Source organism: Tsukamurella sp. 8F (genome assembly GCF_029167375.1).
Taxonomy (GTDB): Bacteria; Actinomycetota; Actinomycetes; order Mycobacteriales; family Mycobacteriaceae; genus Tsukamurella.
Genome location: NZ_JARFTP010000018.1, coordinates 1 through 21090, shown reverse-complemented (window position 1 = coordinate 21090; position 21090 = coordinate 1). Strand labels below are relative to the sequence as shown.

17 protein-coding genes and 2 pseudogenes are annotated in these 21090 nt (G+C 70.4%); 12 read left to right on the top strand and 7 right to left on the bottom strand.

The features are described from left to right. Nucleotides 1–34 precede the first annotated feature (34 nt). The 8 genes and pseudogenes from guaB to P0W64_RS14500 all read left to right on the top strand — a co-directional run bounded on the left by guaB (nucleotide 35) and on the right by P0W64_RS14500 (nucleotide 9735). Nucleotides 35–1564, top strand: a complete 1530-nt coding sequence (gene guaB, locus P0W64_RS14535) for an IMP dehydrogenase (RefSeq protein WP_275480859.1) — start codon at nucleotides 35–37, stop codon at nucleotides 1562–1564. A gap of 77 nt (nucleotides 1565–1641) precedes the next feature. Beyond that, a complete protein-coding gene (locus P0W64_RS14530; RefSeq protein ID WP_275480858.1) occupies nucleotides 1642–2799 on the top strand; it encodes a GuaB3 family IMP dehydrogenase-related protein in 1158 nt (385 codons plus the stop codon). Between the two features lie 100 nt (nucleotides 2800–2899). Further along, entirely contained in the window at nucleotides 2900–4648 is a 1749-nt protein-coding gene (locus tag P0W64_RS14525) for a GMC family oxidoreductase (RefSeq protein WP_275480857.1), read from the top strand. A gap of 23 nt (nucleotides 4649–4671) precedes the next feature. Further along, nucleotides 4672–6029: pseudogene (locus tag P0W64_RS14520) on the top strand (TIGR01777 family oxidoreductase). Between the two features lie 29 nt (nucleotides 6030–6058). Beyond that, complete coding sequence (locus P0W64_RS14515) at nucleotides 6059–6640, top strand: DinB family protein (protein ID WP_275480856.1); 582 nt, start codon at nucleotides 6059–6061, stop codon at nucleotides 6638–6640. A 77-nt stretch (nucleotides 6641–6717) separates the two neighbouring features. Continuing rightward, nucleotides 6718–8280, top strand: a complete 1563-nt coding sequence (gene guaA, locus P0W64_RS14510) for a glutamine-hydrolyzing GMP synthase (protein WP_275480855.1) — start codon at nucleotides 6718–6720, stop codon at nucleotides 8278–8280. 84 nt (nucleotides 8281–8364) lie between these two features. Continuing rightward, entirely contained in the window at nucleotides 8365–9168 is an 804-nt protein-coding gene (locus P0W64_RS14505; RefSeq protein WP_275480854.1) for an NmrA family NAD(P)-binding protein, read from the top strand. A 117-nt stretch (nucleotides 9169–9285) separates the two neighbouring features. Continuing rightward, nucleotides 9286–9735 (top strand): hypothetical protein, encoded by a 450-nt coding sequence (locus tag P0W64_RS14500; protein WP_275480853.1) that lies wholly within the window; start codon nucleotides 9286–9288, stop codon nucleotides 9733–9735. A gap of 58 nt (nucleotides 9736–9793) precedes the next feature. On the opposite strand, the gene P0W64_RS14495 is transcribed toward P0W64_RS14500, so the two are convergent. Together P0W64_RS14495 and P0W64_RS14490 are read right to left on the bottom strand one after the other, a co-directional pair. Beyond that, entirely contained in the window at nucleotides 9794–10012 is a 219-nt protein-coding gene (locus tag P0W64_RS14495) for a hypothetical protein (RefSeq protein WP_275480852.1), read from the bottom strand. Next, nucleotides 10005–11396, bottom strand: coding sequence for a PspC domain-containing protein (locus P0W64_RS14490; protein ID WP_275480851.1), 1392 nt, complete (start codon nucleotides 11394–11396; stop codon nucleotides 10005–10007). The genes P0W64_RS14495 and P0W64_RS14490 overlap by 8 nt, the downstream gene beginning before the upstream one ends. 125 nt (nucleotides 11397–11521) lie before the next feature. Here P0W64_RS14490 and P0W64_RS14485 point away from each other — a divergent pair, with 125 nt between their 5' ends. Both P0W64_RS14485 and P0W64_RS14480 read left to right on the top strand, forming a co-directional pair. Further along, on the top strand, nucleotides 11522–12928 hold the full coding sequence (locus P0W64_RS14485; RefSeq protein WP_275480850.1) for a PspC domain-containing protein: 1407 nt from the start codon (nucleotides 11522–11524) through the stop codon (nucleotides 12926–12928). Next, nucleotides 12925–13596: a response regulator transcription factor gene (locus P0W64_RS14480; RefSeq protein WP_275480849.1), complete on the top strand. Its 672-nt coding sequence runs from the start codon at nucleotides 12925–12927 to the stop codon at nucleotides 13594–13596. The genes P0W64_RS14485 and P0W64_RS14480 overlap by 4 nt, the downstream gene beginning before the upstream one ends. 54 nt (nucleotides 13597–13650) lie before the next feature. On the opposite strand, the gene P0W64_RS14475 is transcribed toward P0W64_RS14480, so the two are convergent. Continuing rightward, a complete protein-coding gene (locus P0W64_RS14475) occupies nucleotides 13651–14511 on the bottom strand; it encodes a haloalkane dehalogenase (RefSeq protein WP_275480848.1) in 861 nt (286 codons plus the stop codon). Nucleotides 14512–14580: 69 nt separating this feature from the next. On the opposite strand from P0W64_RS14475, the gene P0W64_RS14470 reads away from it, so the two are divergent. Next, nucleotides 14581–15180 (top strand): TetR/AcrR family transcriptional regulator, encoded by a 600-nt coding sequence (locus tag P0W64_RS14470; protein ID WP_275480847.1) that lies wholly within the window; start codon nucleotides 14581–14583, stop codon nucleotides 15178–15180. A 55-nt stretch (nucleotides 15181–15235) separates the two neighbouring features. On the opposite strand, the gene P0W64_RS14465 is transcribed toward P0W64_RS14470, so the two are convergent. From P0W64_RS14465 to P0W64_RS14450, 4 genes are all read right to left on the bottom strand, one after another. Further along, entirely contained in the window at nucleotides 15236–17443 is a 2208-nt protein-coding gene (locus P0W64_RS14465) for a heavy metal translocating P-type ATPase (RefSeq protein ID WP_275480846.1), read from the bottom strand. A 27-nt stretch (nucleotides 17444–17470) separates the two neighbouring features. Beyond that, nucleotides 17471–18409 (bottom strand): heavy-metal-associated domain-containing protein, encoded by a 939-nt coding sequence (locus tag P0W64_RS14460; protein WP_275480845.1) that lies wholly within the window; start codon nucleotides 18407–18409, stop codon nucleotides 17471–17473. 167 nt (nucleotides 18410–18576) lie between these two features. Next, complete coding sequence (locus P0W64_RS14455) at nucleotides 18577–19173, bottom strand: hypothetical protein (RefSeq protein WP_275480844.1); 597 nt, start codon at nucleotides 19171–19173, stop codon at nucleotides 18577–18579. Between the two features lie 8 nt (nucleotides 19174–19181). Continuing rightward, nucleotides 19182–20426: a serine/threonine-protein kinase gene (locus P0W64_RS14450; RefSeq protein ID WP_275480843.1), complete on the bottom strand. Its 1245-nt coding sequence runs from the start codon at nucleotides 20424–20426 to the stop codon at nucleotides 19182–19184. A 347-nt stretch (nucleotides 20427–20773) separates the two neighbouring features. Here P0W64_RS14450 and P0W64_RS14445 point away from each other — a divergent pair. After that, nucleotides 20774–21090 (top strand): annotated as a pseudogene (locus tag P0W64_RS14445) (hypothetical protein); the annotation flags it as partial.

The following is a 21090-nucleotide window of genomic DNA, read 5'->3' as shown; positions in this document are numbered from 1 at the left end:
TCGCCAGTTACACGCGCCGGATACCATGGAACGCATGACGCTGCCTGGCCACCCCCGACCCGTCCGCACCGGCGGAGACGACCCCGACAAGGTCGCGATGCTGGGCTTGACCTTCGACGACGTCCTGCTCGTCCCGGCCGCATCCGACATAGTCCCGTCCGCCGTCGACACCTCCACGCGCCTCACGCGCGAGATCACCCTCAAGGTCCCGCTCATCAGCTCCGCGATGGACACGGTCACGGAGGCGCGGATGGCCATCGCGATGGCCCGTAACGGCGGCATGGGCGTCCTGCACCGCAACGTGTCGGTGGACGCGCAGGCCCAGCAGGTGGAGACCGTCAAGCGCTCCGAGGCCGGGATGGTCACCAATCCCGTCACCTGCTCGCCGGAGCACACACTGCGCGAGGTCGACGACATGTGCGCCCGCTACCGCATCTCGGGCCTGCCCGTCACCGCGCCAGACGGGACGCTCGTCGGCATCATCACCAACCGCGATATGCGCTTCGAGGTCAATCTCGACCGGCCGGTGGCCGAGGTCATGACCAAGGCGCCACTGGTCACCGCGCAGGAGGGCGTCACCGCCGAGGCCGCCCTCGGGCTTCTGCGCCGCCACAAGATCGAGAAGCTGCCGATCGTCGATGGACAGGGCCACCTGACCGGTCTCATCACCGTCAAGGACTTCGTCAAGACCGAGCAGCATCCCGACGCCACCAAGGACTCCGACGGCCGGCTGCTGGTCGGCGCGGCGGTAGGCGTGGGCGACGACGCGTGGACCCGCGCGATGACTCTGCACGACGCCGGCGTCGACGTGCTCGTCGTCGACAGCGCGCACGGTCACTCGTCCGGCGTGCTCAACATGATCGAGAAGCTCAAGGCCGAGATAGGCGACGACGTCCAGCTGATCGGCGGCAACATCGCGACCCGCGCCGGCGCGTCGGCGCTGGTCGAGGCCGGCGCGGACGCGGTCAAGGTGGGTGTAGGCCCGGGGTCCATCTGCACGACGCGCGTCGTCGCGGGTGTCGGCGCCCCGCAGATCACCGCCATCCTCGAGGCCAATGCGGCGTGCGCACCGCTCGGCGTACCCGTGATCGCCGACGGCGGGCTGCAGTTCTCCGGCGACGTCGCCAAGGCACTCGCGGCGGGCGCGTCGACGGCCATGCTCGGCTCGCTGCTCGCCGGCACCGCGGAGTCGCCGGGCGAGCTGATCCTCGTCGGAGGCAAACAGTTCAAGAGCTACCGCGGCATGGGCAGTCTGGGCGCCATGCAGAGCCGCGGGCAGGGCAAGTCGTATTCCAAGGACCGCTACTTCCAGGACGACGTGCTGTCCGAGGACAAGCTGGTGCCGGAGGGCATCGAGGGCCGCGTGCCGTTCCGCGGCCCGCTGTCGCAGGTCATCCACCAGCTACAGGGCGGACTGCGCGCGGCGATGGGCTACACGGGCGCGGCGAGCATCGAGCAACTGCACCGGGCCCAGTTCGTGCAGATCACGGCCGCCGGTCTGAAAGAATCGCATCCGCACGACATCACGATGACGGTAGAGGCGCCGAACTACTCGGCCCGCTAGAGCGTCATCGAAGGAGGCCGCGGCACCGTCGTCGGCCCACGACGGCGCGCGATCGGCGCGCCCAGGAAGGACTCGCGTTGCGCGACCTGGTTGAGATCGGCATGGGCCGGACGGCCCGACGCACGTACGAGCTGGCGGATATCAACATCGTTCCGTCCCGCCGCACGCGCTCCTCGAAGGAGGTGTCGACGGCCTGGCAGATCGATGCCTACCGGTTCGACGCCCCCGTGGTCGCGCACCCCACGGACGCCGTCGGCGGGCCGGACTTCGCGATCGCGCTGGGCAGGCAGGGTGGCCTGGGCGTACTCAACGCCGAGGGGCTGTGGGCGCGTCATCGCGATCCGGAGGCCCGGATCGCCGAGGTGCTCGAGCTGGCGGAGAAGGACTTCACGGGCGTCTCCGCGATCCGCAGGCTGCAAGAGCTGCACCGCGAGCCGATCGACCCGGAGTTCCTGGGGGCGGCGATCAAGCGGATTCGTGACGCGGGTGTGACCACCGCGGTACGGGTGTCGCCGCAGCGGGCGACCGAGCTCACGCCGACCGTCGTTGCCGCGGGCATCGACCTGCTGATCATCCACGGCACGATCATCTCCGCCGAGCACGTGGGTGGCGAGAGCCCGCTCAACCTGAAGACGTTCATCGGCGAGCTCGACGTACCCGTGGTCGCGGGCGGCGTCGCCGACCATCGCACGGCGCTGCACCTGATGCGCACCGGCGCCGCGGGGGTCATCGTCGGGTACGGCTCGGTGGAGGGTGCCACGACGACCCGCGACGTGCTCGGCATCGGCATCCCCATGGGGACGGCGATCGCGGACGCCGCGGCAGCGCGGCGCGACTATCTCGACGAGACGGGCGGACGATACGTGCACGTCATCGCCGACGGTGACATCCATACGTCCGGGGATGTGGCACGGGCGATCGCGTGTGGGGCCGACGCCGTCGTGCTCGGCGCGCCTATCGCGGCGGCGACCGAGGCGCCCGGCAAAGGCTGGTATTGGCCGTCGGCCGCGGCGCACCCGTCGCTCCCGCGCGGGTCTGTCGCGCCCAGCCAGCTCGGCCCGCTGGGGGAGGACCCGACGGAGCGCCCAGCGCTCGAGCAGATCCTGCACGGCCCGACGTTCGAGGCCCGCGGTCAGCTGAACATCGTCGGCGGCCTGCGCCGCGCGATGGCCAAGGCCGGCTACTCGGATCTCAAGGAGTTCCAGAAGGTCGAGCTCAACGTCGGCGGCTACTGAACCGCATGGACTCCTCTTATTGAGCGCGGTTTAGTAGTACTGTTGCCCGCGAGTGCGCGGGGTTCAGCCTCCCGCGTCCGTCGCGTAGGCAGGGAGATTCATGGCAGGCACCACGGCTACGGGTGATCACTTCGACGTGATCGTGATCGGTTCGGGTTTCGGCGGTAGCGTCACCGCGCTGCGCCTCACGGAGAAGGGGTACCGCGTCGGCGTGCTCGAGGCCGGTCGCCGGTACGAGGACTCGGATTTCGCCGAGACGACCTGGAACCTGAGGAAGTTCCTGTGGGCTCCCAAGCTGGGCTGCTACGGGATCCAGCGCATCCACCTGCTCGACGATGCCGTGGTGCTCGCGGGTGCCGGCGTGGGCGGCGGCTCGCTCAACTATGCGAACACGCTCTACAAGCCGCCGGCACCGTTCTTCAACGATCCCCAGTGGCGGGACATCACCGACTGGGACGACGAGCTGAGCCCGTTCTACGACCAGGCCCGACGCATGCTGGGCGTTGTGAAGAATCCGCACGAGACCCCGTCGGACCGCGTGATCAAGCAGATCGCGGAGGAGATGGGCGTCGCCGACACCTACACCGAGACCCCCGTCGGCGTGTACTTCAACGAGCCGGGGCACACCGACGAGGACCCGTTCTTCGGCGGCGTCGGCCCCGCACGCACGGGTTGCACCGAGTGCGGTCAGTGCATGTCCGGCTGCCGCGTCGGCGCGAAGAACACCCTGATGAAGAACTACATCCACCTCGCCGAGCGGGGCGGCGCCCGCTTCATCCCCATGACGACCGTGACCGGCCTGCGCGAGGGACGCAAGGGTGTCTGGGAGGTTTCGACGGTTCGCACCGGCGCCGTGGCGCGCAAGAACCGCACCGTCTACACCGCCGACAACGTGGTGTTCGCGGCCGGCACCTGGGGCACCCAGACGCTGCTGCACTCGCTCAAGGACACCGGCGCCCTGCCCAGACTGTCGGACCGCCTCGGCGTGCTGACCCGCACCAACTCGGAGTCGATCCTCGGTGCGGCGCAGACCACGCTCGACCCGGGCAACGACCTGTCGCGCGGCGTCGCCATCACGAGTTCGTTCTACCCGACTCCCGACACGCACATCGAGCCCGTTCGCTACGGCCCGGGGCGTAACGCGATGGGCATGCTGCAGTCGCTCCTCGTCGACGGCGGCGAGGGCCGCACACGCCTGTCGGGGTTCTGGAGGGGTCTACGTGAGAAGCCCTCGGACCTGAGGCTCCTTCTCGCCCAGAAGAACTGGGGGCAGCGGGTACTGATTCTGTTGGTGATGCAGAGCCTCGACAACTCGATCACCACCTACACCAAGAAGATCCCCGGCACCAAGAAGCGGCGCATGGCATCCAAGCAGGGGCACGGCGCTCCGAATCCCACGTGGATCCCCGCGGGTAACGAGGCCGCACGCATCGGTGCGGAGAAGCTGAACGGCGTGGCCGGCGGCACCTGGGGTGACATCTTCAACGTGCCCATGACCGCGCACTTCCTCGGCGGTGCTGCGATCTCCGAGGACCCGGAGCACGGCGTCATCGACCCGTACCACCGCGTGCACAACTACCCGTCGTTGTATGTGGTCGACGGTGCCGCGATCTCGGCGAACCTGGGTGTCAACCCGTCACTCTCCATCGCAGCCCAGGCCGAGCGCGCCGCATCGTTGTGGCCGAACAAGGGCGAGAAGGACCCGCGGCCCCCGCAGGGCGCCGAGTACACGCGCATCGCACCTACGGCGCCGCAGTCGCCCATCGTCCCCGATGGTGCGCCGGGTGCCCTCGTCCTTCCCGTCCCGAAGCTGCCGCCGGTGCGCGAGTCCGGTGGGGCGCCCGCCTGACGCTTCCGCGTTACGGTGGACGCATGGGCATCAGGCGATCGTCCGTCGTAGGTGAACCCGTCGAGGAGGTCTTCGGCTGGTTCGGCCGCCCAGGTGCGTTCCAGCGTCTGATGGCGCCGTGGCTGCCGGTCCGGCTGCGTTCGGAGGCGACGTCGCTCGCGGACGGCGCCACCGTCCTCGGATTGCCCGCGGGGCTGCAGTGGGTCGCCCGGCACGACCCCGCAGCGTACGTCGAGGGCCGACGGTTCGTCGACGAGGTGGCCGCCGACGGTGTCCTGTCGCTGCCCGCGGGCGTGCTGCCGTGGCGGCACGTGCACGATTTCGAGCCGCTCGACGGTGGGCGCACCCGCGTCGGCGACTCGATCGAGACGCCCGTCCCACAGCGCCTGCTCGCCCAGACGGTCGACTTCCGGTACCGGCGCCTGGCGGGGGACCTCGCTGCGCACCACGCCGCACGCGACGCCGGTCTCCGGCCGGCGACCGTCGCGGTCACGGGCGCGTCAGGACTGGTCGGTTCCGCGCTGTCGGCATTCCTCAGCACGGGCGGCCACCGCGTGATCTCCCTGGTCCGCGGCGCGCCCAGGTCGGAGTCGGAGCGTGCGTGGGATCCGGCGGCGCCCGACCCGGCCGTGCTCGACGGCGTAGACGCTGTGGTCCACCTCGCGGGTGCGTCGATCGCGGGCCGCTTCACCGACAGCCACAAGGAACTCGTCGCGTCGAGCCGGATCGAGCCGACCCGGTTGCTCGCCGCCGCTGCCGCCTCGGCGGGCGTCCCGGTGTTCGTCAGCGCGTCCGCGGTGGGCTTCTACGGGCGGGATCGCGGCGACGAGGTCCTGACCGAGCGCTCGGACCCGCCGCGCCGCGCGGACTTCCTCCAGGAGGTGGTCCAGCGGTGGGAGGACGCCGCTCGCAGCGGGGCCGGCGACCGCGCCCGCGTCGTGGCCGTTCGCACGGGGATCGTCCAGTCGCCGCAGGGCGGGACGCTGGGGATGTTGCTGCCGCTGTTCCGCAGCGGTCTCGGCGGCAGGCTCGGCGACGGGCGCCAGTGGCAGCCGTGGATCGGCATCGACGACCTCGTCGACGTGTATCACCGTTGCCTGTGGGACCGGGAGTTGTCGGGCCCGGTCAACGCGGTCGCGCCCGGCGTCGTGCGGAACGCCGAGTACACCCGCGTACTCGCCGCCGCGGTGCACCGGCCCGCGCTATACCGGTGCCGTCCTTCGGGCCCGCGCTACTCCTCGGCCGCGAGGGCGCCGCCGATCTCGCATTCGCGAGCCAGCGCGTGCGCCCCGAAGTGCTGCTCGAGCGAGGACATCGGTTCCGTAACCCCGAGCTCGACGGCGCGCTCCGCCACCTGCTCGGTTCCGTGGACGCCGTGTAGCGCGCCTGCCTGCGGCCTACCGTTCGTCTATGACCGATCTCGACAAGGACCTGCTCGTCGGCCAGTACGCGCGGTTGCGCGAGGCGGTCGTGTGGAAGGTGGACGGGGCCTCGGAGTACGACGTCCGCCGCCCGCTGACACCGACCGGCACCAATCTCCTCGGGCTGGTGAAACACCTGACCTGCTGCGAAGCGGGATATTTCGGGGCGACATTCGGGCGCCCGCTCGATGTGTCGCTGGTGTTGGATGCTGCGGACGATCCCGATACCGACATGTGGGCTCTGCCTGGGGAGAGCCGGGAGCTGATCCTGTGTCAGTACGAATCCGCGTGGCGACATGCCCTGGAGACCTTTGCCGGTGCGGGCCTCGACGCTCCGGGGACGGTGCCGCATTGGCCTGCTGATCGAGCGGACGTGACGCTCGGCCAGATCCTCCTTCATATGACCATCGAGACGGCCCGGCACCTCGGACACATGGACATTCTGCGTGAGCAGATCGACGGCAGCGCAGGGCGATTCGCCGACCTGTCGAACCTGGGAGCTGCCGACGAGACCGCCCGTCGAGCGCATGTGAACCGGGTCCGGGCGGCCGCCGAGTCGTTCCGGCTCTAGCGGCTCCGGAGTACGCCGCCGCCTGTGGACCCGGCGCGGTTGGGGCCGAGTGGCGTTTGCGCACTAGACTGCTGCGGGTGACGGAGAATTCCCCCGCCCCGGTCCTCGTCGTCGACTTCGGAGCCCAGTACGCGCAGCTCATCGCGCGGCGCGTGCGCGAAGCGCGCATCTACTCGGAGGTGGTCCCGCACACCATCACGGCTGCCGAGATCGCAGAGCGTAGGCCGGCCGCCATCGTGCTGTCGGGCGGACCCGCGTCCGTGTACGCGGAGGACGCCCCGTCGCTGGATCCGGCGGTGTTCGACCTGGGTGTGCCGATCTTCGGGATCTGCTACGGGTTCCAGATGATGGCCCGCGCGCTGGGCGGCACGGTCGCCAACACGGGCGGACGGGAGTTCGGTCGCACCACGTTCACCCCGGACGGCGGTGTTCTGCACACGGGCCTGCCCGACGAGCAGCCGGTCTGGATGAGCCACAACGACGCCGTGCAGGCCGCGCCCGAGGGCTTCTCCGTCGTCGGCTCCACCCCGGGCGCCCCCGTGGCGTCGTTCGAGGACGCCGACCGCCGCATGGCCGGTGTCCAGTACCACCCCGAGGTGCTGCACAGCCCGCACGGGCAGGAGGTGCTTACGCGCTTCCTCTACGACATCGCCGGTCTGGAGGCCACGTGGACCGCGGCCAACATAGCCGACCAGCTCATCGCCGACGTACGGGACCAGGTCGGCGACAGCGGCCTCGCGATCTGCGGCCTGTCCGGCGGTGTCGACTCCGCGGTAGCGGCGGCCATCGTCCAGCGGGCCATCGGTGACAGGCTGACCTGCGTCTTCGTGGACCACGGCCTGCTGCGGCAGGGCGAGCGTGAGCAGGTGCAGACCGACTTCGTCGCCGCCACCGGTGCGCGACTGGTCACCTCCGACGTCGCCGACGTCTTCCTCGAGAAGCTGGACGGCGTCTCCGATCCGGAGGCCAAGCGCAAGATCATCGGCGACCAGTTCATTCGTGCGTTCGAGCGCGCTGCGCTGGATGTCGTCGGTTCGGCCGGCGGCAAGATCGATTTCCTCGTGCAGGGCACGCTCTACCCGGACGTCGTCGAGTCCGGCGGTGGCTCGGGCACCGCGAACATCAAGAGCCACCACAACGTCGGCGGCCTTCCCGACGACCTCGAGTTCACCCTCGTCGAGCCGCTACGCCTGCTGTTCAAGGACGAGGTGCGCGCCGTCGGCCGCGAGCTCGGGCTGCCCGAGGAGATCGTCGGGCGTCAGCCCTTCCCCGGTCCCGGTCTGGCGATCCGCATCGTCGGCGCCGTCACCAAGGAACGTCTTGCGTTGCTGCGCAAGGCCGATGCCATCGCGCGCGAGGAGCTCACCGCCGCGGGGCTGGACGGAACCATCTGGCAGTGTCCGGTCGTCCTGCTCGCGGACGTGCGCAGTGTGGGCGTCCAGGGCGACGGTCGCACCTACGGTCACCCGATCGTGCTGCGGCCGGTCTCGTCCGAGGATGCCATGACCGCCGACTGGACCCGTGTGCCGTACGAGACCCTCGAGGTCATCTCCACACGCATCACCAATGAGGTGGAGGAGGTCAACCGGGTCGTGCTGGATGTGACGAGCAAGCCGCCGGGGACAATCGAATGGGAGTGAATCCGATTCGCACGCAATGATCTTCGCGTGCAATCCGACTCCTGTCCGGGAAAGGTGTCGGTGGGTGCCGGTACCCTCGGCGGCATGACCGTCCTCGTCACCGGAGCCACCGGAAACATCGGCCGCAAGGTCGTCGACCACCTGCTCGGCAGCGGCGTCAGCGACATCCGCGCGCTGACCACCGATCCCGCCCGCGCCGGCCTGCCGGAGGGGGTGGAGACCGCCGTCGGCTACCTGGGCCGACCCGAGACCCTGCCCGCCGCGCTCGAGGGCGTGGACGCGATGTACCTCGCGCCGCTGCCGAAGACCGCGGAGGAGGTGCTGGGGCTCGCGCGCGATGCCGGCGTGACGAGGTTGGTCGCGCTGTCCGGCGGAGCGCACTGGCAGGAGCTCGCGGACACCGTCGCCGCATCGGGTATCCCCGCGGCACAGCTGGGACCCGGCGAGTTCCTCGAGAACTTCGCCGGCTGGGCGGGGCAGATCGCCCGGACCGGCACGGTTCGCGAGCCGTACCCGGATGCGGCGGCCGCGCCGATCGGTATGGATGACATCGCACGCACAGCCGCTGTGCTGCTTGCGGATTGGAAGTCCGACCACGCGGGCCGGATGTTCCCCATCACCGGCCCCGCTACTCTCACCCGCGCCGAGATCGCCGAACAGATCGGCGTCGGGATCGGCCGCGAAGTGCGTTACGAGAAGTGCGACCGTGCGGAGGCGGAGGAACGGCTGAAGGCGACGATGGGGGATTACGGGGTCTGGTATCTGGACCTCATCGCGTCGTCCGTCGATCACCCGCAGCAGGCGAACGCGCTGGTCGAGGAGCTGACCGGGGTTCCGGCCGCATCGGTTGCAGAGTGGGCGCGGGCGAACGCGGGTCTGTTCTCGTGACCGTTTCGCCGCCATAGTGGCGTAACGCCCGACCCGAGGGCTCCGATGACACGGCAGTAGCGTGCCGTGCGCTGTAGCCACCGGCCACGGTCGATCCTCGAAGCGGAAGGGGCGGACATGATCACGAGGATGCTCACGGGAGTCGTCGCGGCGGCGGTGGTCTCTGCGACCGCGGCCGGGCCCGCGCAGGCGGCGCCGCTACCGGTCTCGCAGATCCCGATGACGGCCACGCAGCTCAGCGGAATGCTCGTGCCGCAGACGTTCCACTCGAAGGTGGTGGCCGACAGTACCGGTCGGCCAGGCCAGTCCCGGCTGTCGGTATGGTCGTCGATACGACCCTCCGCGTACGACTCGATGGTGCGGATCGACTACCGCAACCTGGGCACGGGGAAGCGTGGCTCGGTCACCGTCAAGCCCGCGGACTGGAATGTTCCGTACCCGCAGATCGCGACCGTGGATCCGGGCGTCGGCAGGATCGCGTTCACGGCGCGCTGGGTGAACGTGCCGCCCGCGGTGGTGACGGTCAAGGCGTCCACGCCCGGCACAGGCTTCATCACACTGCGCTGAACACACCGGTGGCCCTGTTCGCAATCGAACCGGGCCACCGGGCGCGTCTCCCCGGGTCTCAGCACTGCTTCTTCGTCGGCCGCACGATCAGGGCGACTCCGGCGATGGCGACGGCCGTGATCGCCAGCCCCCCTAGCAGTTTCGCTCCGCCGACGAACTGTGGGCCGCCTACCAGGGCCCAGGCCGCCACCAACAGTGCGAGCACCCCCACGATGAGTAGGCCGGGTGCGAAGCCCTTCGACTCCTGGTCCTTCTCGCCATCGTGCTGTTCACTCATGACGCACCTCCACCTGTCCTATGTTTCCGTTCGCGTCGATCGTCAGCGTGGGCCCGTCCGCGTTCGTGCCCTTCTGCAGGCCGTCGGGGCACTGGGCGTCGCCCATCCGGATGTTGCAGTCGACCTTGACGTTCATCGACTTGGGGACCTCGATACGGGTGTCCCCGACACCGACGTGCGTGGTGACCGTGCGGTCCGTGTCGAGGGTGAGCTCGCGTAGGTCGAGGGTCAGCGAGCCGACGCCCAGATCGTAGGACGGGCGGAGCTGCGTCGCGTCGGTGACGGTGAACGTACGGTCGCCGCGCGGGCCGTCGAAGGTCCCCTGGAAGCCCCCGAGCGCGTTCTGCGCCGTCGTGCCGATCACCACGAACCCGGCGAGCGGGATGGCGACCGCGAGCAGCCCGTATCCGGACCGCGCGAACGCTCCGGCCACAAGGCCCGCGCCGACCACGCCGAGCGTGACCGCGGCGATCGTCACCGGCGACAGCGACAGCACACCGGTCATGCTCATCGCCGCGAGCGCCGCCGCGACGATCAGGGCCAGACCGAGCGTCACAGCGGTGACGCGGGAGCGACGGCGGGGCAGGGGCTCGGGCAACATGTCGACCGCCGGCTCAGGCAGGTCCCACGCGAAGGGAGCGGCGCCGAGCGGGTCCCAGCGCGGCGGCATCACCTGGTCGGTCTGTGCCTCCTGCACCGGAGGCTGCGGGGCGGTGTGCTTCCGCAGATCCGGGCCCGACGATGCCTCGCCGGTGGTCGCAGTCGCCTCCGGCCGGGCCTCCTCTGCGGCCTCGTGTGCGCCGCCCGGCTGCGCCGGGCCTTCGGTGCCCGGCTGCGCGGCCGGGCCCTGGCCGGGGTTCTGTTGCGGCGGCCACGTGGACCACGGAGACCACGGCGGCGTCCAACCCCCGGGCTGCCACAACGCGCCCGCGGGCTGGTAGGCCCCCGCCGGGGTCGGCGAAGCGATCGACGTGCCGGGAGGCGGGACCGGCCGGCGCTGGTGCAGCGCATACCATCCGGCGATCAACAGCAGCCCGGAGACGATGCCGCTGCCCGGCCAGCTCGGCCCGAACGCGCCGCCGGCGATGACCGCGATGCCGACGGCGATGGCCAGCACGACCGGAGGTGGGCCGATCCGTGGCCCGGGGCGTACCGGGGTGGCCTCGCCTTCCTTGGGGAGGACGATCATGCCCGCGATGTACGCGATGATGCCCGCGCCGCCGAGGACGGTGGCCGCGATGACCGCGGCCCGGATCAAGGTGACATCGACGCCGTAGCGCCGCGCGAAGCCCGTGCAAACGCCCGCGAACGGGGCCTGGCGGGCGCGCAGCGGACGGGTCTCCCACATCTGCGAGGCCTGCGCCTGGAACGTACCTGTACTCATGGCGATAATCCTCCGGCGTCGGGCGTCGCGAGACCATCGGGAACCTCCCTGAAATCTCCTCCCCGGTCCGGGTCGGGGTGATCCCCGATGTCAGGTACCCGGTTTCCGTGCGAGTATCGGCTGTGATGGCCAGAAGACGATCGGGTGTTGGGCGGCGTGCGAGCCGGCGGTTCGCGGTGCCCGCGTCGGGCGGGTACCGCTGGACGCCGGGTCACCCGCAGCACGCGGCCACGCCGGGCTTCCCGCAGTACGGGGCGCCGTCGCGCACAGCGGGGCAGGCACCCTCGGATGCCGCCGGGCAGGCGGGACCCGCGTACGCCCCCGTGCAGGAACCGGCGCGGATCCAGCGGCGGTCGGGCGGCCGGGTGATCGGCGGTGTCGCGGGCGGCGTGGCAGATCACCTGGGTGTCGACGTGATGCGCGTGCGGATCGTGTTCATGCTCCTCACGCTGATGGGGGCCGGCGCGGTCGCGTACGCGGTGCTGTGGTTCCTCTGCCCGCTCGGCACCGACACAGAGGTCCCGTCTCCGGCGGAGCGCAGCCGCTCGCTCGGTATGGCGATCCTGGGCGTGCTCGGCGCCGTGGTCCTGGCCGGACTGGCCGACGGCAGTGGGACGTCGTTCGTGGTCCCGCTGATCGTGGTCGCGATCGGCGCGGCCCTCGTCTGGCGTGAAGCAGACACGGCCCCAAGGGATCTCGCTGGCAGGCTCGGTAGGTCGTCGCGTGCGCGCGCACTGACTTGGGCGCGGATGCTCGGCGGTGCCACGCTGGTGGTCGTCGGGCTCGGTGTGGTGCTGATCGGCCGGGTCGACGTCGCGACGCTCCGGACCTCGTTACTGGCCGTCGTGCTGACGCTGGTCGGCGCGACGCTGCTCACGGTGCCCGTGTGGCTGCGGCTGTGGCGCGATCTCGGGGACGAGCGCGCTGCGCGCGTGCGCACCTCCGAACGCGAGGAGATCGCTTCCCACCTGCACGACTCGGTGCTGCAGACCCTCGCCCTCATTCAGAAGCAGGCCGACGACGAGGCATCCGTCAAGCGCCTTGCACGTAGTCAGGAGCGCGAGCTGCGGCAGTGGCTGTTCGGAGCCAAGACGGCGGCGGCGACGTCTCTGGCCGCGGCGTTGGAGGTGGTCTCCGGCGAGGTCGAGGACACGCATGGAATCCGTGTGGCGCTCGTGACGGTCGGCGACGTCGAGGGTGCCGAGCTGGGCCTCGACGACAGGTTCACGGCCCTGTTGGGTGCGGTGAAGGAGGCCCTGGTCAACGCCGCCAAACACTCTGGATGCGAGTCGGTGGACTTGTTCGTGGAGGTCGCCGCCGACGAGGTCCGTGCCTTCGTCCGAGACCGGGGCGTCGGGTTCGATCCGGCCGCGGTAGCGTCGGACCGGCAGGGCCTCGCCGGGTCCGTACGCGGTCGGATCGAGCGACGCGGAGGCACCGTCGACGTGAAGTCGAAGGTCGGCCGCGGGGCCGAGATCGGGCTGACCATGCCGCGCGGCCCGCGGCGCGCGGCGCAGGAGGGAGAGCAGTGACGTACCGGGTGTTCCTCGTCGACGACCACGCGGTGTTCCGCTCGGGCGTGCGGGCCGAGCTGGCGCGCGAAGCCGCCATAGAGGTGGTGGGTGAGGCGGGGACCGTGGCCGAGTCGGTGCACGGGATCCTCACGACCGCCCCCGACGTGGTCCTCCTCGATGTGCACATGCCCGGGGGTGGGGGAGTCGCCGTCGTGCGCGGAGTATCCGACGGTGCCCCCCGCGCACGACTCGATAAGCAGCCGGTCTTCTTGGCGCTCAGCGTGTCCGACGCCGCCGAGGACGTCATCGCCACCATCCGCGCCGGAGCCCGCGGCTACGTCACCAAGACCATCTCGGGATCGGAGCTCGCCGATGCGGTACGGCGGGTCGCGGACGGGGACGCCGTGTTCTCGCCCCGCCTCGCGGGTTTCGTGTTGGACTCGTTCACCGGCCGATCGCCGGCGGGTGAGCCGGCTCTGGACCCCGAACTCGACTCCCTCACCCCGCGTGAACTGGAGGTGCTGCGTCTGCTGGCGCGCGGTTATACGTACCGGGAGATCGCCGAGGACCTGTTCATCTCCATCAAGACGGTGGAGACCCACGCGTCGAACGTGCTCCGCAAGACCCAGCAGTCCAATCGCAATGCCCTCACGCGCTGGGCACACACGCGTCATCTGGCGGACTAGGATCGGCCGCGCGGCGGCGATCGGACGCCGGAGGCGCGGTCGGCCCCAGTGCGTTCAGGCGAACCGACGGGCGATCGCGGCGGCCACACGATCCGGCGCGTCCTCCTGTATGAAGTGACTTGCATCCTGCAACTCGACCACCTCGAGGTCGGCGAAGGCGGCGCGGATCCGAGGTAGGCAGTGTCGCGGCCGGAAGACACTGTCGCGCATGCCCCATACCGCGAGCGCGGGTTTGTCCCCGAGCGCCGCGGGAACGTCGTCGGCCAGGGCGGCCAACGTCTCTCGCGCCTCCCGGATCTGCCGCGGCATGACCGCGAGTGCCGCCCGTGCCGCCGGTGTGGGTTGCACGCAGCGATAGTGGTCGGCCTCGTCCGGCGTCAGATCGGGCCCGAGTGGGCCGAGCAGAACCCGCTCGATGAGAAGGTTCCGCTCTAGGATCCGGCGCTGCGCCGGGCGGGTGCTCATGACTGCGCCGAACGCGCGGTTCGCGATCGGTTCCACGGGCCAGAAGACGGTGTTGAACAACGCGATTCCGCGCACCCGTGGCGCGCGCGATACGGCGGCGCCCAGCCCGATCGGACCTCCCCAGTCGTGACCGGCGACGACGAATCCGTCGAGCCGCAGACGGTCGATCAGTTCCCCGAGCACGTCGGTCTGCTCCGCGATCGTGTATCCGAATCCCCCTGGGCGCTCGGATAATCCGAATCCAGGCAGGTCGACTGCGATGCACCTGTAGCGATCGCGGAGCGCCTCGACGATCCGGCGGTAGAGGAAACTCCAGGTCGGTGACCCGTGGCAGAACAGCAGCGGCGGACCATCGCCCTCGTCGATGTAGTGGACGCGCCCGCGCGCCGAGTCGAACCACCGCGACTCGAAGGGGTACAGCGCGGCATCGGGTACGAAGTCGACGAACATCGGGCCGCCTTTCAAAAACGCTACAGGTGTAGAGATACATCAGAACTCTACACCTGTAGCATTCACTGCGTGTCGAGAGTAGACCGGCGGCGTCGGGCGATCGCCGACAGCGGCATCCGCATCGTCGCCCGCGATGGTGTACGTGCCCTCACCCACCGCGCGGTGGACCGCGAGGCGGGCATACCGCTGGGATCCACGTCGTATCACGCCAAGACGAGGTCGGCGCTCCTCGAGCTGATCGTGGACGCCCTCGCGGATAGAACAGTCGATGAGACACTGAAGGCTGCCGTCGATCTCGATGCGGCCGCCGACCGACTCACACCGGGCGACGTCGCACGCGAGATCGCGAACCTGGTCGAGGCTCTGGCGGTGAGGCGCGACGACATGCGGGCCCGTTACGCGCTCATCCTCGAACTCGACGACGAGCCTCGCCTGCGCGAACGGTTGACCACCGGGTCCGAGGTGCACGCCATCGCCCGCCGGACGGTGACGTCGTCGCTGGCCCGGGCGGGACTACCGGTTTCGTATGAACGCGTCGAGGAGGTCATCGCTCTCACCGACTCGCTGGTCTTCCACCGAGCGGTGGGAGGTGCCGTATCGGTGGAGGGTGTTCTCGCCGCCTACCTGAGGGGCGTCGGCGTTGTGGCCGGACCTGCGGATCGGGGTTAGCTGAACAGCCATCCGCTTCCACAACCCCCGATCGAGCGGCGAGAGGCCGGTGGAATCAGTGGAAGCGCCGCAGCCGCAGGCTGTTTGCGACCACGAAGACGGAAGAGAGCGCCATCGCCGCGCCCGCGAACATGGGGTTGAGCAGGCCCAGCGCAGCGACGGGGATCGCGGCGACGTTGTAGGCGAACGCCCAGAACAGGTTCGTCTTGATGGTCGACAGCGTCGATCGGGAGAGGCGGATCGCATCGGCTGCGCTGCGCAGATCGCCGCCTACCAGTGTGATATCGGCGGCCTGTATCGCTACATCCGTCCCGGTGCCCATCGCCATACCCAGGTCGGCGGCGGCGAGCGCGGGTGCGTCGTTCACGCCGTCTCCCACCATCGCCACCGTCCTGCCCCGTGCCTGCAGCCCGGTGACGACGTCGACCTTGCCCTCCGGCAGCACACCCGCGTGTACCTCGTCGATGCCCACCTCGGTGGCGATCCGGCGGGCGACCGTCTCGTTGTCACCCGTGAGCAGCACGGGCGTGAGGCCCAGACCGCGCAGGCGTGTGATCGCGTCGGCGCTTGTCGGCTTGACCGTGTCGGCGACGACGAGCAGGCCGCGAGCAGCACCGTCCCAGCCCACCGCGACGACGGTGCGCCCCTCGTTCTCGGCATCCGTACGGGCGGCGCGCAGGGCCTCGTCCAGGTGCAGCGACCAGTCCGCGAGTAGCGACTCGCGGCCGACCACCACCGCATGGCCGTCGACCACGCCCTGCACGCCACGGCCCTCCACGTTCGCGAAATCCTCGGGCGCGGGTAGCGGGTCGCCCTCGGCGGCGCCCGCTACGATCGCCCGGCCGACGGGATGCTCCGACCCTCGCTCGAGCGCACCCGCGAGGCGGAGCAACTCGGCGCGGTCTACGCCCGCCGCGGGTACGACGTCGACGAGTGTCATGGCCCCGGTTGTGACGGTGCCCGTCTTGTCCAGGACGACGGTGTCGATCCGGCGCGTCGACTCGAGGACCTCGGGGCCTTTGATGAGAACGCCCATCTGCGCGCCTCGCCCGGTTCCGACGAGCAGGGCGGTCGGCGTCGCGAGGCCCAGGGCGCACGGACAGGCGATCACCAGCACGGCGACGGCCGCGGTGAACGCCGCGGATGCGCCGAATCCCGCTCCGAGCCACGCGCCCAGCGTCGCAACGGCGATCGCGATCACGATCGGCACGAAGACCCCGGAGATCCGGTCCGCGAGACGCTGTACGGCCGCCTTGCCGGTCTGCGCGTCCTCGACGAGGCGGGCCATCTGCGCGAGCTGCGTGTCGGCGCCGATACGCGTCGCACGCACGAGCAGCCGGCCGCCGGCGTTCACCGTCGCGCCCGTGACCGGATCGCCTTCGCGCACCTCGACAGGTACCGACTCGCCGGTGAGCATCGACGCGTCCACCGCAGAGGCCCCGGATACGACGACACCGTCGGTGGCGATCTTCTCGCCGGGCCGGACCACGAACTCGTCGCCGACCACCAGGTCGTCGATAGCCACCGATACCTCGGTGCCCGCGCGGACCACCGTCACCTGCTTCGCGCCCAATTCGAGCAGGGCGCGGAGGGCCGCGCCGGCCTGTCGCTTCGACCGCTTCTCGAAATACCGCCCGGCCAGCAGGAACAACGTCACTCCGGCGGCGGCCTCGAGATAGATGTTCGCTGCGCCGTCCGACCGCGCGAGCGTGAACTCGAATCCGTGCCGCATACCAGGCGTGCCGGCGGTGCCCAGGAACAGTGCGTACAGCGACCACAGGAACGCGCTCAGCGTCCCCATGGAGACCAGCGTGTCCATCGTCGCCGTCCCGTGCCGGAGGTTCGCCCATGCCGCGCGGTGGAACGGCCAACCCGCCCACAGCACGACCGGCGCGGCGAGCGTCAGCGACGCCCACTGCCAGTACGTGAACTGCAGCGGCGGCACCATCGCCATGGCGATCACGGGCACCGCGAGGATCGCGGCGCCGATCAGCCGGTGGCGGAGGGAGGTGAGTTCGGGGTCGCCATCGGCGTCTTCGGGAACGGCGGCCGGGAGCGTCGCGGTGTAGCCCGTCTTCTCGATCACCGATACGAGGTCGTCGGCGTCGTAGCCCGCGGGCGCGGTGACTGTGGCCTTCTCGGTCGCGTAGTTGACCGTCGCGATGACGCCGTCGAGCTTGTTCAGGTGCCGCTCGATGCGGTTCGCGCACGAGGCGCAGGTCATCCCGCCGACCTCGAACTCGAAGGTCGTGGGCTCGGTCATGGTGGACACGATTATCCTCTCGAATCCCTAGTGGTGGCCGTCCGGGGCCGCGTCCAGCACGAACGTCGCGGTGCGCACGGTGCCTTGCACCTGGAAGTCCAGGTAGAGGAGGTAGCGGCCGGCGGTCGGCGCGTGCGCGGCGAAATCGACGGTCGGCCCGGACGTCTGGCCCGGCCGCGGCTCGTCGCCCTCGGCATGGACGTGTAAGTACGCGAGGTCACCCTCGCGGAGCGCGACGAGGTGCCCGAACGCTCCCAGGTACGGCTGCAGTGTGGTGACCGGCGCGCCGTCGCGGGTGAGCGTCACGCGGAGGTCGCTCTGGCCGCCGGCGACGAGATCGCCGGTCAGTTCGGCCCGGTATCCGTCCACGGTATCCACGGTGCGGGGCCCGCTCGGGGATGCGGGTCGCAGTTCCCCGGCGACGTCGACGGTGCGGGTGAGCGTCACGCCCTCCGCCGCGCCGGCGGGTCGGAAGTCGGCGAACACGCGGTAGCTGCCCCCTGCGTCCCACGTCCAGGGGATCGACCATGTGCCGGTCGTCACGTCGAGCGCCGGGTGCACGTGCCGGAATCGGCTTCCGTCGGAGCGGACCACGATGAGGTGCAGGTCCTTCTCATGTTGTTGCCGGTAGGCCGTCACGGGCGTGCCGTTCGCGTGGAGTATGCGGAAGCTCAGGTCGCCCGTCCCGCCCGCCGCCGACGGTGCCTGCACCGCGGAGAGCACGTAGCCGCCTGCGGACAGCGAGGTTCCGGCAGGGGCGTGGCTTGTGCCGGCGCCGTGCCCTGCAGCTGCGGCGGCGCCGTCTGCCCCGGCCGAGCCGTGGCCTGCGTCGTGCTTCATGGTGGTTCCGTTCTGCCGGTCCGTGACGGCGCTCTCCGGGACGACGGCGGCGGCGGTGGCGAACGCCGCGGCGAACGCGACCGCCAGGCCCGCGCCGTATGCGGCGAGGCGTGCCGCGGTGTTCACGAGACCGGTGTGGCCGAGTAGCCGGCCTCGCGGACGGACGTCTCGCAGTGCCCGCAGGTCATCCCGGTCACCCGGTATTCGGTCACGGTCATCGTCGAGCTCCTCTCATTACCCCCTGGGGGTATATATGATCGACGATAGCACAAGGTACCCCTATGGGGTATGGGTCAGAGTCCGCGGTCCTCCAGCCATTCGCGCGCGAGCACGATGTCGCCGGGGGTGGGAAGGTGTCCGGTCCGGAGGCGGCGGTGGGTGACCGACGCTCCCGCTCGCCGCAGCTGTTCGGCCAGCCGCGGCCCGTCGTCCGGGGCCCGTCTGGTGTCCTCCGTGCCGTCGATCAGGAGGACCGGTACGCCCTCCAGGGGATGCGGGAGATCGGCGAACGGCGACAGCGGGCGCAGCAATATCGCAGAAGACAGGAGGCCGGGGCGAGTGGCGAGGAGTGCGGCGGCCATGATGGCACCGTTCGAGAATCCCAATGCTATAGGCGGTTCGGTGAGACGCCGAGTTATGAGATGCGCCAGTTCCGGTATCCGGGCCGCGAGGTCGGCCTCGTCCACCCGGCGGTCGGGGTGGCGACGGAAGAAGGCGTATCCGGTGTCCATCGCGACCGTGCCGCGGACGCTCAGTCGCGCAGCACCCGGGGCCACCTCGCCGGCTGATGGCAGCAGGTCGGTCTCGGTGCCGTAGGTGCCGTGCAGCAGGACGAGTGGGGTGCGGGAGGGATCGGTGGCAGGCAGGTATCTGTGGACGTGGCCCGGCATGGCACGTGTCAGCGGTTGATCAGCACGATGACGATGGCCGCGACGGCCGCGACCGCGATGAATGCCAGGATGATCGCGGTGGCCAGCGCGGCCGGCGACAGTGAATCGTTCTTCGGCCGCAACTGAGGCGGAGGAGCGACTGGGAACTGGCGTGGGTTGGACGGATGCGGCGGTAGCGGACGCACCATGCCCGTGCCCGGGATCGAGCCCGAGGGGCGAGCGCCCGACGGTGGCCCTCCCGGGCCGAACCCGCTGGGCGAGCCGGGGCCGGCAACGGGGCGCATGTACGCGCTGTCGGACGTCCGCCCTTCGCGCCCCGGGGCGCGCCGCATCCATACGGGCGTGGCGCCGTCGGCCTGTTGCAGTGGCGAGGCCAGCACGCCGGCGGCGTTTCCGCCGCCCGCTGCGACCGCGGCGAGCCGGTCCCGAGCCTGCGCCAGCGTCGGCCGGCGGGCGGGGTCGGGCTCGAGCATCGACAGGACCACGTCCATGAGGGGGCCGCGGTGCGTGGGGGGATTGATCTGGCCGCGCGCCACCTTGTGCAGCAGGACCAGGGAGTTCTCGTCGGCACCGAACGGCGGCACACCCTCGATCGCGGTGTAGAGCGTGGCGCCTAGGGAGTACAGGTCCGCGGTCTCGGCGGGCTCGTCGCCGCGGGCGACCTCGGGGGCGAAGTAGGCGGGTGTGCCCGTGATGACGCCCGTCTGCGTGAGCTGTACATCGTCCTTCGCGCGCGAGATGCCGAAGTCGGTGAGCTTGACGATGCCGGACTGCCGGCCGCGGTTGGCGATGAGGATGTTGCCGGGTTTGACGTCCCGGTGGATGATCCCGGAGTCGTGCGCCTCGGCCAGCGCATCCGCGATCTGAGCGCCGATCTGGGCGACCTGCCCCTCGGGCATCGTGCCGGTCATGTGCAGGACCTGCGCGAGCGACCGGGAGGGCAGGTACTCCATCACGAGCCACGGCTCGCCGCGGTCCAGCGCCACGTCGTACATCGCGATGGCGTTGCGGTGGGACAGGCGCGCCGCTATCCGGCCCTCGCGCATGGCGCGCTGCCGCATCTCGGTGGCCGTGTCCTCGGTCATCCCGGCGGTGGAGACCACCTGCTTGACCGCGACCTCGCGGTCCAGCAACTCGTCCTGTGCGAGCCAGACCGCACCCATGCCGCCGCCACCGATCTTCGACTTCAGGCGGTATCGGCCCGACACCAGATAGTCGGGCCCGGGAACCCGCTCCGATCGGCTCTCCGTCACGCCTCGATGGTAGTTCACAGCCGATCGCCCCGCCCCGGCTGCCGAGGCTGTCGACCGCTTGACGGCGGCTGCGGGCCGGTATTAGCGTGGACGGCGAGATCGAAAACATTTTCGAGTCGCGTCTTCCCCGTGGCTCTCATATCTCACACGGTATGGGAGGGGTGTGACATATGGCCTTGACGCAGCGGGGAACCGATTCGCGCAGCCGCGAAGAAAAGTTGGAGGACCTGCGCAGACGTCTCGCTTCGATGCCGGACAGGCATGTCCCGGGCACGGCGGCACGGGCTCCGGCGGATGCGCCGCCGACGACTCCGGGGGAGCAACCTGCGAGCGCCGGAACGCTGCCGGTGGATTCACAGATCGCACACCTGTTGCCCGGCGAGGGCCTGCCGCGCGGGACGGTGGCGACCCTGTCCGGCACGGCTTCGTTGGAGGTCTCGCTGGTGGCGACGGTGACGGCTGCCGGTGCTCGCGTGGCGGTGTGTGGCCTGCCGGGATTCGGGACGCTGGCCGCGCTCGAGCAGGGGGCCGACCTGTCGCGCATCGCGTTCGTCCCGGGGCCGCTGCCGGATCCCGTCGCGGTCGCGTCCATCCTGCTGGACGGTGCGGACATGGTGCTCTGCGGCCTGGGTGGGATCGCGGTGCCGCCGTCTCGGGGGGGGGG